Origin of the sequence: Salinibacterium sp. SWN248 (assembly GCF_015864575.1) — a bacterium.
Lineage (GTDB): Bacteria > Actinomycetota > Actinomycetes > Actinomycetales > Microbacteriaceae > Rhodoglobus.
Map to the genome: position 1 here is coordinate 1,185,750 of NZ_JADYWW010000001.1, position 12,551 is coordinate 1,198,300.

Here is a 12,551-nt window from a genome sequence, read left to right on the forward strand (position 1 = left end):
TAAGGACATTTGATGAAGAATCTGCTGGCTGATCGCCCTCTCACTTTCATGGTGAAGAAGAACCAAGAACCTCGCTCGGTCGAAGAGCGCGACGCGATTCTGGCTAACCCCGGCTTCGGCGTGAACTTCACCGACCACATGGTCGACGTGTGTTGGTCAGAGATGGGCGGGTGGCACCGGCCGCGCGTGCAGCCGTATGGCCCCATCCAGCTCGATCCCTCTGCGGCGGTCTTGCACTACGGTCAAGAGATTTTCGAAGGCCTCAAGGCATTCCGGCACGAAGACGGTTCCATCTGGTCGTTCCGCCCTGAGGCGAACGGTGCGCGGTTGCAGCGTTCCGCACGCCGCATGGCGCTGCCCGAGTTGCCTATTCCCGCCTTCATCGACTCGCTCAAGCAGCTCATCGCGGTTGATGCTGACTGGGTGCCGAGCGCTCCGGAGACGAGCCTTTACTTGCGCCCCTTCATGTTCGCGAAAGAGGCATTCCTCGGTGTGCGCGCGGCCAAGAAGGTCAACTATTACGTGATCGCGAGCCCTGCTGGCGCCTACTTCACCGGTGGCGTCGCTCCCGTGTCGATCTGGATTTCCACGAACTTCACGCGCGCAGGCAAGGGTGGAACGGGTGCGGCCAAGACGGGCGGCAACTACGCCTCGTCGCTCATCGCGCAGCAAGAAGCGGCAGAGCAGGGGTGCGCCCAGGTTCTGTTCTTGGATGCCGAAGAGGGCAAGTACATCGAAGAACTTGGCGGCATGAACGTTGTTCTCGTCAAGAAAGACGGAACGCTCATCACGCCGCACTCCGACTCGATTCTCGAGGGCATCACGCGCGACTCGGTGCTTCAGCTTGCTGAAGACCGCGGCCACAAGGTAGAGCGCCGCCGCGTCACGCTCGAAGAATGGCGCGAGGGTGTTGAGTCTGGCGACATCACCGAAATGTTTGCGTGCGGTACCGCTGCGGTTATCACGCCGATCGCTCTGCTCAAGGGTGATGGCGTTGAATTTGGGGCGGCGGATGCGCCGGCCGGTGAACTGACGATGTCGCTGCGCGAAGAGCTCACCGACATCCAATATGGCCGTCGCGAAGACAAGCACGGCTGGATGATGAGGCTCGACGCATGAAGGTAGCTCGTTTCAGTGCTGGCCAAGGCGCCCGCTACGGGATCATCGATGGCGACGACATTGTTGTGCTTACCGGTGACCCGATGTTCAACGGCTTTGAGCCCACCGAGGAGCGTTTGCCGCTCTCGGACATCAAGCTGTTGGCGCCGGTCATCCCGCGCTCGAAGGTTGTGGCGTTCGGTCGCAACTATGCCGAGCACGCCAAGGAACTCGGCAACGAGGTTCCGGATGCTCCCATGATGTTCATCAAGCCGAACACGTCTGTCGTGGGCCCCGGCGATGCGATCATGCTGCCTACGCAGTCGGAAGAAGTTGCGTTCGAGGGTGAGCTTGCCGTGATCATCGGCAGCATCGCTAAGAACGTGGCCGAGGCCGACTTTGAGAGCGTCATCTTTGGCTACACGATTGCCAACGATGTCACCGCTCGCGACCTTCAGAAGAAGGATGGCCAGTGGTCACGCGCTAAGGGCTTCGACACGTTCTGCCCGCTCGGGCCCGTGATCGAGACCGAATTCGTGGTGGGTTCGCAGAGCATCCGCACCACGGTGAATGGTGACCTCAAGCAAGACGGAACCGTCGACCAGATGATTCATTCTGTTGCTGCGCAGATCGCTTATGCATCGGCGGCATTCACGCTGTTGCCTGGCGACATTATTCTCACGGGCACGCCGGCTGGCGTTGGCCCGCTCGTGCACGGCGACACTGTCGACATCACGATCGAGGGCATCGGCACGCTGAGCAACCCGGTGCGCCGAGCTTCGCGCTAGAGCGCACAATTCTGGGTGCAGAGGCTGCTTTCGGCAGCCTCTGCCACGCAGGCTCGTCTCGCATAGAATGGTGGCAATGTCTGCGCCATTTTCTACTGCAACCGCTTCCGACGTTCGCGTTCGGTTTTGTCCGTCACCTACCGGTACGCCCCACGTTGGGCTGATCCGCACTGCCCTGTTCAACTGGGCTTATGCGCGTCACACCGGCGGCAAGATGGTGTTCCGTATTGAAGATACGGATGCCGCTCGCGATAGCGAAGAGAGCTATCTGCAGCTTCTCGACGCCATGCGCTGGTTGGGGCTTGACTGGGACGAAGGCGTCGAGACGGGTGGCCCGAATGAGCCCTACCGCCAGTCGCAGCGCACCGATATCTACCTCGAGGTCATCGAGAAGCTGAAGGCGTCCGGTCACCTCTACGAGTCATTTGCGACGGGCGAAGAGATCGAGGCCCGCAACGTGGCCAACGGTCGCGACCCCAAGCAGGGCTACGACAACTTTGAGCGTGACCTCACCGCTGAGCAGATCACCGCATTCAAAGAAGAGGGCCGCAAGCCGGCGCTGCGTTTGCGCGTTCCGGACTCCGACTTGAGCTTTGACGACCTCGTTCGGGGCGACATCACGTTCCCCGCCGGTTCGTTCTCTGACTTCGTGGTGGTGCGCCCGAACGGTGCTCCGCTGTATACGTTCGTGAACCCGGTGGATGACGCGCTCATGGGTATCACGCACGTGCTGCGCGGTGAAGACCTGCTCTCGAGCACCCCGCGCCAGATCGCTCTCTACACGGCGCTCATCGAGATCGGCCTCACGGATGCCATCCCGCGCTTCGGCCACCTTCCTTACGTGATGGGCGAGGGCAACAAGAAGCTCTCCAAGCGTGACCCGGAGGCGAGCCTCTTCCACCACCGTGACCGCGGGTTCATCCCCGAGGGTCTGCTCAACTACCTGTCGCTTCTTGGCTGGTCGCTTGCTCCTGACCGCGACGTCTTCTCGGCGGAAGAAATGATTGCGGCGTTCGACGTGGAGAATGTTACGCCGAGCCCGGCCCGTTTCGACGTGAAGAAGGCGGAGTCGCTGAATGGCGACCACATCCGTCTGCTGTCGGCAGAAGAGTTTGCGGGCCGTCTGGTGCCGTATCTCGTTGCTGCTGACGTGATTTCGGCGGAGCCGACGGAGGCTGAGCTCGCGACGCTGACAGCTGCCGCACCGCTCGTACAGGAACGCATGCAGTTGCTGGGCGATGCGCCGGCGCTGTTGCAGTTCTTGTTCACTCCGGATGCTGAGCTCACGGTTGACGCCGATGCTATGCCGAAGTCCGAGGGCCCCGAAGTTCTGGATGCATCAATTGCGGTGCTCACGGATCTTGACGAGTGGACGCACGATGCAATCGAAGCGGCCCTGCGCGCCGAACTTATTGACGTGAAGGAAATGAAGCCGCGTCTTGCGTTTGGTCCGTTGCGTAGTGCGATCGCTGGTCGCCGCATCAGCCCGCCGCTATTCGAGTCAATGGAGCTGCTGGGCAAAGAGTCCACGCTGGTTCGCCTGAAGGCGTTGCGCGCCCAACTATGAGTGAGCAGTTCGACTGGGATGTTGTCATTGTCGGCGGCGGACCGGCCGGACTCAGCGCTGCCCTGAACCTGGCGCGGGCGCGTCGACGCACTCTCGTGCTCGACAGCAATCGCCCCCGCAACTCGGCGACGTTCCACTCTCACGGCTTTTTGAGCCGCGATGGTATTTCTCCTCTCGAGCTTCGCAAGTTGGGCCGTGAGGAGCTGGAGCAGTATCCGAACGTGGCGTTCGAGCGCACGATTGTCGAGGGCATCGAGCCGCTCGGTGCTGTTGGCGGGCTGGGTGCTGCTGATGCTGCAGGCGGCGCCTCTGCGGCTATCGGTGCCGGCTTCACCGTCACGCATCGCGGGGGAGCGGTCACGACCCGCACCGTGCTCATCGCGACGGGGTTGCGCGAAGTGCTGCCGAAGTTGCCGCTGCTGCGCGCGTTCTATGGCACGAGCATCCACTCGTGCATGGAATGTGACGGCTACGAGTATGCGGATAAGCCCATTGCGCTCATTGGGCACACGGATGACCTGGCGGAGCGAGCGCTGTTGCTCTCGCAGTGGAGCCGCGACCTGATTGTCTTCACGCAGGGCTTAGGCCACGTGAGTGAGGCTGACGAGGCGATGCTCGCCGAGCGCGGCATCCCAGTGGATCGTCGTGAAGTGGCGGATGTCGCGGGCGACCGTGATGGCCTGACCGGCGTTGTGCTGGCCGACGGCGAAACTATTGCGCGCGAGGCCGCCTTTGTGCGCCCCGACTATGAGACCGCGCTCGACTTTGCGGCGGGCTTGCAACTCGCACTCGACGCGGAGGGGCTGATCGTCGTGGACGCTGCCGGCCGCACCAGCACGGCGGGAGCCTATGCGATCGGAGACGCCACCCCGCCCGGCCCCCAGCAGCTCATCGTTGCCGCCGGTGACGGCGCCGAGGTTGCCGCGGTCATCAACCGCGACTTGCTCTAAGAATTACTCCGCTGCCCGGCCCCGCGTCTTCAGCATGGTGACGAGGCACGCGGCGAACATCACCGCGGTGATGGGGGCCCAGACTGCTCGTTCGACGGCGCTGGGGGTGATGAGGTTCAGGATGACGCCCACGCCCGCATAGGCGGTGGTGAACCACGCGAGCACCGTAATGAGTCGGCGTGGGGCGAGCCTGAGAGGGCCGCGTTCGGTGCGGGCGAGGATCGCTGCCGCCATCACGAGAACGAGGGCAGTAGAGACGCCGGCGAAGATGCGACTCTGGGCGGGGAGCGTGCCTTTGTTCGCCCCGCCTTGCGTGTATTCGCCGAGGGGAGCTCCGAGAACGACGGCGAGTTGGAAGAGCGCGACGAGCGTGAAGAGCACGGCGGCGATGGTGGCGCCGATGCGCGCGGCGCGGGGGATGGGGCTGGTGATCTTATTCATCGGGCGGACTCCTTGTGGTCGGCGAGTTGGGAGCGAAGTTCATCGAGCCAGGTGATCTCGGCGCGCGCGTGGGCGCGCCCCGATTCGAGCGTGCCGTATTGCAGCTGAGCGGCGAGCGTGGCTTTCGAGAGTTGTGGGGGTGCGCTCGCTGAGAGTGAGTCGAGCGTAGTGAGCAGTTCGACAGCAGAGGAGCGACGTTGATCGAGCAGCTCGATCACGCCCGCAGTGCCGAGCGAGGCGGCGAAAAATAGCCGAAGCAGAAAAGGTTCGCGGGAGGTGTCTGGTTCGAGGGGTGAGGCCAGCCACGCCTCCAGTGCTTCACGGCCAGGTTCGAGCAGTGTGTACAAGCGGCGGTCGGGTCGTGTTGCCTGCTCGACGGTGGTGCTTTCAACGAGGCCGTCGGCCTCGGCGCGGTGGAGGGTGCGGTAGAGCTGCGACTGATCTGCGGGCCAAAAGTGTGCGGCGGTGGTCGAGAACGCCTTGCCGAGTTCGTAGCCAGTCATCGGCTGAATCGCGACGAAGCCAAGCACGGCGTGGAGGAGGGACATGTTCTGAATATAGGACAAGTCCTATATCACGTCAAGGAGTGAACCACAACGCTCTAAAGATGCGCTAAAGTAGTAAATCGGTTCGGCTACGGCTGAATCCTGTGGGGTATGGTGTAATTGGCAACACGGAAGATTCTGATTCTTTTGTTCTTGGTTCGAGTCCAGGTACCCCAGCAAAACAACTAGGGAGCAACTCCCGCTCAGCCCGGCTCACGCCGGGCTTTTTCTTTGCCGGTGCCGTGCGGGGCCTGTTTCGCTCTTAGCCACCCAAGACTTGCCGCTAGCTCGCGCACGTTGAGCGCTAGTTCAGGCCCATCGTGCTGCGGAAGTCGTGGCCGAGATCGCCCCATGGTGGCTCGATCTCGACGAACTGCGTTTCGCTATCCCACGACACGTGTTGTGCGACGAACCCGCCCCACTTGCGGAGTAGAGCTGCGAGCGAATCGGCGATGGCGATCTTCTCTAAGCCCCAGAAGTAATAGAGAAGAGCATCCCCTTCGATGAGATCGACCATCATCAGGTCACCGGCGCCTGCGCGACTGAGGATCGGGAAGTGAGGGTTGTGTTCCCCGCGTGACCCTTCGATGCCGGGCAGTAGTCGATAGGAGAAGGTTGTGATCGCTTCATCGAGGGGGATCGGGTCGTAGTCAAGGAAGAAGCCGGAACGAATCCTTCCGACATCCTTCACTCCGTTGTGCCACGAAAACCAATCGACCAGCGCCGCCGGCGCGCTCCCCGTCGCTGCGAGTAGGCGTTCTCTGATCTGTGCCCTTGTGTAAATCGGGGGTTCAACTGCTTCTTCAAAGGGAATGCCCCGAGTTTTGAGTATTTCGCGGTAGGCAGCCACGGGTGAATGGTCGTTGTGGGGCATGTGATGCACGTTACCGCTGCTCTGGGCGCAGGGAGCTGATCAGCGCAGCGTTGCGCTCCTCGAGCAGCGTCTGCATGTAGCGACGCAGGAACAGCTTCTCCACGAGGCGCGCGAGCGGCCCGAAGGGAGCCGCGAAGGTGAGTCGATCCTGCATGTGGGTGCGGCCGTCGATCTCTTCGAAGAGATGCTCGTGGTGGTAGGCGGCGAAAGGGCCGCGAACTTGTTCATCCGCAAACCGGTGCGGAGCATCCACATCAAAAATTCGCACAGTCAGGCGTAGCGGCAGGCCGAAGTGTCGAGCCGACCAGGTGACGACGTCACCCTCGACGAAGTGGCCAGTGGTGCGGCCGGCGATGACCTTTTCGCGGTGGTGCGTCATCGAATCAAGGTGCAGGTTCACGCTCAGCGATAGTGCGCACACCTCAGCGATCGGGGCATCGAATACGGTATCGAGCACGATCAACTGGGTCATAAGTTGAGCATACGTTCACCAACGCAAGTCTGGCGGACGCGGTTCGCATCGCTGGTGCCGATTCAACAGATCTCGAAGGCCGCCGAGTTCTGGGAAAAAACTATCGCGCATCGGCGTGGGGCCGAGTACGATCAGCGCAGTGATTCAGCACCAACAAGGGAGTTGAAGTGAGCAGTACGTCCCGCCTTCGTCCACCGGTCTCAACGCCGATCGGCGTCCCTGTTGTTGTCTAGAAGACAGGCGCACCGCAGGGGAGTGCGGAAAGTAGGCTTCGGGGTCGCCAGTATTTCTCTAGCCATCAGCCTGAACTCCTGTGCTGAGGTGCCCCCGCAGTACGGCACTGTCATCGGGATGACGCTCCTTGAAGCCACGCCATTGCTCCCGGGGGACCTCTCCATCTACGACCTGTCGATACCGCTTCTCGATGTCGAGCCCAGCTATGACGGTGGTGAGCCTGCGGGGCGTTGGGTGATCGTGGCGCAGTGCGCTGAAATCCACGCCGGGGCACTCGGCATAGTCCCGCTCGACGCCTACGCGGGTGATATCAAAGCCACCGCCGAGCGTGAGGGGTGGAATTACGCGCTGCTGGAGTGCACTGAGTAGGCGGTGCGGGGACGGCGTCGGCTTACCGCACAATCGCGGCGGATCATTTGCATAGCCCGGCTATGTATAGTGGAGGAATGCCATCCTCACTTCTCTCGCTGCTGGGCGACCTTGTCTCGGTTAACCAGCGCCTTACCCGGTTGGCCGCGCGCGCCACCGGCAGTTCCGAATCGCCCGCAGTCTGGCGCACCCTCAGCGTGCTCAACTCCGGCGGGCCCATGCGCCTCGGCGAACTCGCCGAACTCAGCCGCGTCGCCCAGCCGACCGCCACGAAGCTTGTCAGCAACCTCACCGAACGCGGCTGGGTCGATCGCCTCGCCGATCCGGACGACGCCCGCGCCTCTCAGATCGCCGTCACCACCGCCGGTGCGGATGCCCTCATCGCTTGGCGCGACGAACTCGCCGGAGCCATGCTCCCGCTCTTCGCCGACCTCGACACCGACGACGTAGCCGTGCTGCGCCGCGCCGTCGAGATCATTGGCCAACGTGCGGATGCCGCAGCCGACCTCGCGCCGGGCGCCCCCGTCACCGCACCACCAGAAGGACAATCATGACCCGCACGACCGCATCAACCACTGGCACTGCAGCGCGCGAAACCGTGAACCCCACGAACTCCAACCCCAACGCGAGCACCACCAGCAGCATCCTGCACCAACCGCGTGCAGTGTGGGCCGTCGCGTTCGCCTCCGTGATCGCCTTCATGGGCATCGGCCTCGTTGACCCGATCCTGCCCGCCATCGCCCAAGACCTGCAGGCAACAGCCACCGAAACCGAGATGCTCTTCACGAGCTACCTGCTCATCACGGGTCTCGCCATGTTCTTCACCAGCTGGATCTCGAGCCGCATCGGCGCCAAACGCACCCTCCTCATCGGCCTCGCCCTCGTCGTGCTCTTCGCCTTAGCCGCAGGCCTGTCGGGCAACGTCGAATGGGTCATCGGCTTCCGCGCCGGCTGGGGGCTCGGCAACGCCCTCTTTATTTCGACGGCTCTCGCCACCATCGTTGGTGCGGCATCCGGAGGCACGAGCTCGGCGATCATCCTCTACGAAGCAGCGCTCGGCCTCGGCATCGCGATCGGGCCACTTCTCGGCGGCCTACTCGGCGGCATCAGCTGGCGCGGCCCGTTCTTCGGCACCGCAACCCTCATGGCCATCGGTTTCATCGGCATTGTGACCGTCATGAAAACGGATGCTGTGCGCCCCACCCCAACGCCGCTCTCAGCGCCCTTCCGCGCTCTGGCCAACCCGGCCCTCGGAGTTCTCGCCGCCGCCGCGCTGTTCTACAACATCGCGTTCTTCGTGCTGCTCGCCTACACGCCGTTCGCCCTGGTTCCGCTCGGTTTTGGCAGCGCCATGACGCTCGGCTTCATCTTCTTCGGCTGGGGACTCTCGCTCGCCGTCACCTCCGTGTGGGTCGCGCCGCTGCTCACGCACCGCCTGCCGCGCACCTTCGTGCTGCGACTCGTGCTGCCCCTGCTCGCGCTCGACCTCGTGGCGGCCGCGCTCTTCATCGGCTCCGGCCCCGGCCTCATCGTGTGTGTCGTCGTCGGCGGAATGCTGCTCGGCGTTCTCAACACCGTGCTCACCGAATGCGTCATGGAAGCCACCGACCTGCCACGCTCGGTAGCGTCATCCGCCTACTCGGGAGTGCGCTTCCTTGGGGGAGCCATCGCCCCACCCGCCGCCACCATTCTCGCCGCCGCCATCTCACCGGCAACCCCGTTCTACGCGGCAGCGGGCTCGGTGCTCGTCGCCACCCTCATCGTGATCCTCGGTCGCAAACGCCTACGGAAAGCGGATGGCGCAGAGATCAGCATCACCGAAGAAGCCGAAGTCATCGCGGCGGGCGACCGCTAACGGTGCCAGCCGTTTCGCGCGTGGTCTCCTGAGCGCAACGAAAAGCCGCCCACGCCCAGTAACCAGCTGGAGGGTGGGCGGCTTCTTTTCGCTCGCGAGTGTGTCGGCGACTGTTCGGGTCTAGCGTCGCGGACTACTCGGGTCTAGAGGGGCTTGCGGTATCGCAGCAGCTTGCCGATGAGCTTCTGCAGCACGGGGTAGAGCAACACGATGATCGTGAGAATCATCAGCGCGGCGCTCATTGGGCGGGTCAAGAACTGCGTAAGGTCCCACTCTGTCTTGATCACACTCTGCATGAAGTTCTTTTCCACAATCGGCCCAAGAACCAACCCGAGCACGACCGGGGCGAGCGGGAACTTCGCCTGTTCCAGCAGGTAGCCGAGGATGCCGAAGATGAGCATGATGCCCACTTCGAGCAGGCCGTTATTGATTGAGAACGAACCCACAACACAGAACGCCACGATGATGGGCATGAGCACCGAGTTCGGCACCCGCAGCAACATGCCGCTGCCGCGGATGGCGAGGTAGCCGAGCGGGATCATCAAGATATTCGCCGCAATGAAGACGATGAAGATCGAGTACAGCAACGGAGCTTGGCTGTCGAACAGCGACGGCCCCGGCTGAACTCCCTTGACGAGAAGCACTCCAAGCAGAATCGCGGTGATCGTATCGCCGGGGATGCCGAATACGAGTGTCGGAATATAGGCCGAGCCGACCCCGGCATTGTTGGCGGAACTTGCACCCACAATGGGTTGGATGTGCCCCTTGCCGCTGCCGAAGTTCTTGCCCTCTTTCGAGCCGTTCTTGGTAACCGCGTAGGCCACCCACGCAGCGATGTCTCCGCCAGCACCGGGCAAGGTGCCGATAGCGCTACCAATGACGTTGCCGCCGACTGCTGTCTTCTTGTAGTTCCAGAGAGTGCTTGCGGCATTGCGCAGCAGACCCTTCGACTCGATCCGAATCGGTAGCGCTGCTGGGGGAGGGCTGATGACGTTGCGCAGCACCTGCGACAAGCCGAACAGACCGATCATTGCCGGGATGAAGTTGATGCCACCCAGCAAGTCGCTGCTGCCGAACGTGAAGCGGGGGAAGCCCACCGAGATGTCCAGACCAATGGTCGACACGAAGAGCCCGATGAGCAGCGCGATGGTGCCCTTGACTTGAGAACCGCGAGAAATAATAACCGCGGCGGTCAGGCCAAGAATTGCGACCCAGAAGTACTCGTATGACGTGAAGAGCAGCGCCACCTTGGCTAGTTGTGGTGCAGCGAAGATCAGCACCAACCCACCGAAGATTCCGCCGGTCGCTGATGCCAGCAGGCCGACTCCGAGCGCGAGAGCGCCCCGGCCGTTCTGGGTCAAGCGGTAGGAATCTTCGACGTAGGCCGCACTGGCCGGTGTGCCCGGCATCCGCACCAAAGCCGACGGGATGTCACCCGCGAAGATCGCCATCACCGACATCGTGATGATCGACGCAATGGCGGGAAGCGGGTCGAGGAAGAATGCGAAGGGCACGAGAAGCGCGGCGGCCAGCGTGGCGGTGAGGCCAGGAATGGAACCAATGAAGATGCCGTAAACGCCTGCGGCGAGCACGACAAGCAGCAGTTCCCAACTCGCCACCATGCTGAGCGCTTGGGAGAGATTGTCGACCATGTTCTAACCCCAGAATCCAAGAGGAAGCGGCACGAGAAGCACCTTGTTGAAGATCAACCAGACCACGAGCGTGGTGAGCACGCCGGCTGTGATGGCGACCCACCACTTCGTGCCGAGTCGGAAGATCAGACCGACCGTCATCACACTGACGGTCGTGAGAAAGCCGAGGAAGTCGACGGCGAGAAGATAGAAGATGACCGCACCGATGATGAGCCCGGCATTGATCCACCTGCTCCAGACGACAGCTTCGCCCTTTTCTTTCGCCGGTCGAACCGTCTTGCGATCTTTGAACCATCGCCCCAGAAGCAGGACACCCATGAGAATCATGAGCCCGCCAATAATGCCGGGGAAGAGCGAGGGGCCGAGCTCTCCGCTGGGCAGTGTGGGGTAATCGCGGACGGCGAGAAGGATGGCCGAGCCGAAAACAACTACGACCACGCCACTGGCGAGGTCGTAGCTGTTTTCGGGCTTGCCCACCGACTCCTCTACCTCCGGAGCGGTGTCGAAAGTCATCCGGTCAGTCCTGCTGCTTCCATGATGGTTCCCTTTGCCTTGTCTTCGTTGACGATGAACTCAGTAAACGCGGCTGTGTCCTTGCCGTCAACGCCGAATCCGGCAGTCGTCATGAATTCGACGTACTCGTCGCTCGTCACAATGTCAGCAACCTGGCATTCGAGTTCAGCAACGATGTCTTCGTCCATTCCAGCGGGGCCAGAAACGCCGCGCCAGGAACCCATCGAGAAGTCGATTCCGACCTCCTTGAGGGTCGGAACGTCGGGGTAGTTCGGGTCGCGCTCTTCGCCCATAATGGCGAGCGGGCGAGCTTCGCCGGCACCGATCATCGTGGCGTTCTCAGCGAGGCTGGCGAACGTGACATCAATACCGCCAGCAGCGAGCTCTTGAAGGGCGGGGGCAGAACCAGCGCTCGGTACCCAACGGATGTCGTTGACATCCATGCCGGCCTCGAGCAACATTCCGGCGCGAGCCAGGTCCCAAATTCCACCAATTGCTGTGCCAGAACCGACGATGTCGCCGGGGTTAGCGCGGGCATCATCCAGAAGGTCTTCGATCGTGTCCCACGGGGCGTCAGCGGCAACCGTGATGCCCGAGGGGTCAGAGTTGACCTGAGCGATCGGGGTGATGTCTTCATAGCTGAGGTCGGTGAGACCCTGCCAGTGCATCATGGTGATTTCCACCGTGGTCATACCGATAACGGAGCCGTCGGCGTTGCCGTTAGCGATGGCCGTGTGACCGATAACGCCACCACCGCCGTCACGGTTGACGACGTTGACCGGAACTCCCAAACGGTCAGACAACTGAATTCCGACGAAGCGAGAGACGCTGTCGGTGCCTCCGCCGGCAGCCCACGGCACGATGAATTCGATCGCACCGCTCGGGTACGTCGACGAAATGTCACACGCATCACCCGAACTGCCCGCAGCAGAATCAGTAGAAGTTTCGCCGGACTGCGCGCAGCCACTGACGAGAAGTCCCGCGGAGACGGCTATGGCGAGTCCCGAAACCCTGACGCGACGCGAAGGCTTGTGCAAGAGCCCGCTAGAGGCGATTTTTGACATCGACATTGATATCCAACCAATCATTGTTGTTAATTCACGTTCATGCTTGTGAACGCCGAAGATACCACAGTTGGCGGGGTGCTGTCTTTAGTGCTGCAAAAACTCATCGTCAGAGAAGTGCCACAACGA

14 protein-coding genes and 1 tRNA gene are annotated in these 12,551 nt (G+C 62.2%); 8 read left to right on the forward strand and 7 right to left on the reverse strand.

Going from position 1 to position 12,551, the window contains the following annotated elements; translation table 11 throughout:
- Positions 1 to 12: 12 nt before the first annotated feature.
- The 4 genes from I6E73_RS05605 (at position 13) to I6E73_RS05620 (ending at position 4,403) form a co-directional block, all read left to right on the forward strand.
- On the forward strand, positions 13 to 1,119 hold the full coding sequence (locus tag I6E73_RS05605; RefSeq protein WP_197123738.1) for a branched-chain amino acid aminotransferase: 1,107 nt from the start codon (positions 13 to 15) through the stop codon (positions 1,117 to 1,119).
- Positions 1,116 to 1,886 carry a fumarylacetoacetate hydrolase family protein gene (locus I6E73_RS05610; RefSeq protein WP_197123739.1) on the forward strand — a complete coding sequence of 257 codons (771 nt, stop codon included), beginning with the start codon at positions 1,116 to 1,118 and terminating at the stop codon, positions 1,884 to 1,886. The genes I6E73_RS05605 and I6E73_RS05610 overlap by 4 nt, the downstream gene beginning before the upstream one ends.
- A 76-nt stretch (positions 1,887 to 1,962) precedes the next feature.
- Positions 1,963 to 3,453 (forward strand): glutamate--tRNA ligase, encoded by a 1,491-nt coding sequence (gene gltX / locus I6E73_RS05615; RefSeq protein ID WP_374189158.1) that lies wholly within the window; start codon positions 1,963 to 1,965, stop codon positions 3,451 to 3,453.
- Positions 3,450 to 4,403 (forward strand): NAD(P)/FAD-dependent oxidoreductase, encoded by a 954-nt coding sequence (locus I6E73_RS05620; protein WP_197123744.1) that lies wholly within the window; start codon positions 3,450 to 3,452, stop codon positions 4,401 to 4,403. The genes gltX and I6E73_RS05620 overlap by 4 nt, the downstream gene beginning before the upstream one ends.
- Positions 4,404 to 4,406: 3 nt before the next feature.
- Here the strand turns inward: I6E73_RS05620 and I6E73_RS05625 are convergent, their stop codons facing one another.
- Positions 4,407 to 4,844, reverse strand: coding sequence for a hypothetical protein (locus tag I6E73_RS05625; protein WP_197123746.1), 438 nt, complete (start codon positions 4,842 to 4,844; stop codon positions 4,407 to 4,409).
- Positions 4,841 to 5,392, reverse strand: a complete 552-nt coding sequence (locus I6E73_RS05630) for a PadR family transcriptional regulator (RefSeq protein WP_197123748.1) — start codon at positions 5,390 to 5,392, stop codon at positions 4,841 to 4,843. The genes I6E73_RS05625 and I6E73_RS05630 overlap by 4 nt, the downstream gene beginning before the upstream one ends.
- Positions 5,393 to 5,494: 102 nt before the next feature.
- Here I6E73_RS05630 and I6E73_RS05635 point away from each other — a divergent pair.
- Positions 5,495 to 5,566, forward strand: a tRNA-Gln gene (locus tag I6E73_RS05635).
- 127 nt (positions 5,567 to 5,693) lie between these two features.
- On the opposite strand, the gene I6E73_RS05640 is transcribed toward I6E73_RS05635, so the two are convergent.
- A complete protein-coding gene (locus tag I6E73_RS05640; protein ID WP_197123750.1) occupies positions 5,694 to 6,263 on the reverse strand; it encodes a hypothetical protein in 570 nt (189 codons plus the stop codon).
- A gap of 10 nt (positions 6,264 to 6,273) precedes the next feature.
- On the reverse strand, positions 6,274 to 6,735 hold the full coding sequence (locus I6E73_RS05645; protein ID WP_197123752.1) for an SRPBCC family protein: 462 nt from the start codon (positions 6,733 to 6,735) through the stop codon (positions 6,274 to 6,276).
- Between the two features lie 321 nt (positions 6,736 to 7,056).
- On the opposite strand from I6E73_RS05645, the gene I6E73_RS05650 reads away from it, so the two are divergent.
- The 3 genes from I6E73_RS05650 to I6E73_RS05660 all read left to right on the forward strand — a co-directional run bounded on the left by I6E73_RS05650 (position 7,057) and on the right by I6E73_RS05660 (position 9,193).
- A complete protein-coding gene (locus tag I6E73_RS05650; protein ID WP_197123754.1) occupies positions 7,057 to 7,338 on the forward strand; it encodes a hypothetical protein in 282 nt (93 codons plus the stop codon).
- A 77-nt stretch (positions 7,339 to 7,415) separates the two neighbouring features.
- Positions 7,416 to 7,892 carry a MarR family winged helix-turn-helix transcriptional regulator gene (locus I6E73_RS05655; protein ID WP_197123756.1) on the forward strand — a complete coding sequence of 159 codons (477 nt, stop codon included), beginning with the start codon at positions 7,416 to 7,418 and terminating at the stop codon, positions 7,890 to 7,892.
- The gene (locus I6E73_RS05660) at positions 7,889 to 9,193 is read left to right on the forward strand and encodes an MFS transporter (RefSeq protein ID WP_231600569.1); all 1,305 of its coding nucleotides are present in this window, start codon (positions 7,889 to 7,891) and stop codon (positions 9,191 to 9,193) included. Before I6E73_RS05655 ends, I6E73_RS05660 begins: the two co-directional genes overlap by 4 nt.
- A gap of 143 nt (positions 9,194 to 9,336) precedes the next feature.
- Here I6E73_RS05660 and I6E73_RS05665 read toward each other — a convergent pair whose 3' ends face one another.
- The 3 genes from I6E73_RS05665 to I6E73_RS05675 are packed head-to-tail and all read right to left on the reverse strand — an operon-like array spanning position 9,337 to position 12,428.
- A complete protein-coding gene (locus tag I6E73_RS05665; protein WP_197123758.1) occupies positions 9,337 to 10,845 on the reverse strand; it encodes a tripartite tricarboxylate transporter permease in 1,509 nt (502 codons plus the stop codon).
- Positions 10,846 to 10,848: 3 nt separating this feature from the next.
- A complete protein-coding gene (locus tag I6E73_RS05670) occupies positions 10,849 to 11,358 on the reverse strand; it encodes a tripartite tricarboxylate transporter TctB family protein (protein WP_197106125.1) in 510 nt (169 codons plus the stop codon).
- On the reverse strand, positions 11,355 to 12,428 hold the full coding sequence (locus I6E73_RS05675; protein ID WP_197123760.1) for a tripartite tricarboxylate transporter substrate binding protein: 1,074 nt from the start codon (positions 12,426 to 12,428) through the stop codon (positions 11,355 to 11,357). Before I6E73_RS05675 ends, I6E73_RS05670 begins: the two co-directional genes overlap by 4 nt.
- Positions 12,429 to 12,551: the final 123 nt, after the last annotated feature.

What these genes read in the sequence shown, in the direction of transcription:
- I6E73_RS05640 (WP_197123750.1), bottom strand. Translation starts at nt 6,263, where the DNA reads ATGCCCCACAACGACCATTCACCCGTGGCTGCCTACCGCGAAATACTC.
- I6E73_RS05610 (WP_197123739.1), top strand. Translation starts at nt 1,116, where the DNA reads ATGAAGGTAGCTCGTTTCAGTGCTGGCCAAGGCGCCCGCTACGGGATC.
- I6E73_RS05605 (WP_197123738.1), top strand. Translation starts at nt 13, where the DNA reads ATGAAGAATCTGCTGGCTGATCGCCCTCTCACTTTCATGGTGAAGAAG.
- I6E73_RS05665 (WP_197123758.1), bottom strand. Translation starts at nt 10,845, where the DNA reads ATGGTCGACAATCTCTCCCAAGCGCTCAGCATGGTGGCGAGTTGGGAA.
- I6E73_RS05660 (WP_231600569.1), top strand. Translation starts at nt 7,889, where the DNA reads ATGACCCGCACGACCGCATCAACCACTGGCACTGCAGCGCGCGAAACC.
- I6E73_RS05670 (WP_197106125.1), bottom strand. Translation starts at nt 11,358, where the DNA reads ATGACTTTCGACACCGCTCCGGAGGTAGAGGAGTCGGTGGGCAAGCCC.
- I6E73_RS05630 (WP_197123748.1), bottom strand. Translation starts at nt 5,392, where the DNA reads ATGTCCCTCCTCCACGCCGTGCTTGGCTTCGTCGCGATTCAGCCGATG.
- I6E73_RS05620 (WP_197123744.1), top strand. Translation starts at nt 3,450, where the DNA reads ATGAGTGAGCAGTTCGACTGGGATGTTGTCATTGTCGGCGGCGGACCG.
- gltX (WP_374189158.1), top strand. Translation starts at nt 1,963, where the DNA reads ATGTCTGCGCCATTTTCTACTGCAACCGCTTCCGACGTTCGCGTTCGG.
- I6E73_RS05645 (WP_197123752.1), bottom strand. Translation starts at nt 6,735, where the DNA reads ATGACCCAGTTGATCGTGCTCGATACCGTATTCGATGCCCCGATCGCT.
- I6E73_RS05675 (WP_197123760.1), bottom strand. Translation starts at nt 12,428, where the DNA reads ATGTCGATGTCAAAAATCGCCTCTAGCGGGCTCTTGCACAAGCCTTCG.
- I6E73_RS05625 (WP_197123746.1), bottom strand. Translation starts at nt 4,844, where the DNA reads ATGAATAAGATCACCAGCCCCATCCCCCGCGCCGCGCGCATCGGCGCC.
- I6E73_RS05655 (WP_197123756.1), top strand. Translation starts at nt 7,416, where the DNA reads ATGCCATCCTCACTTCTCTCGCTGCTGGGCGACCTTGTCTCGGTTAAC.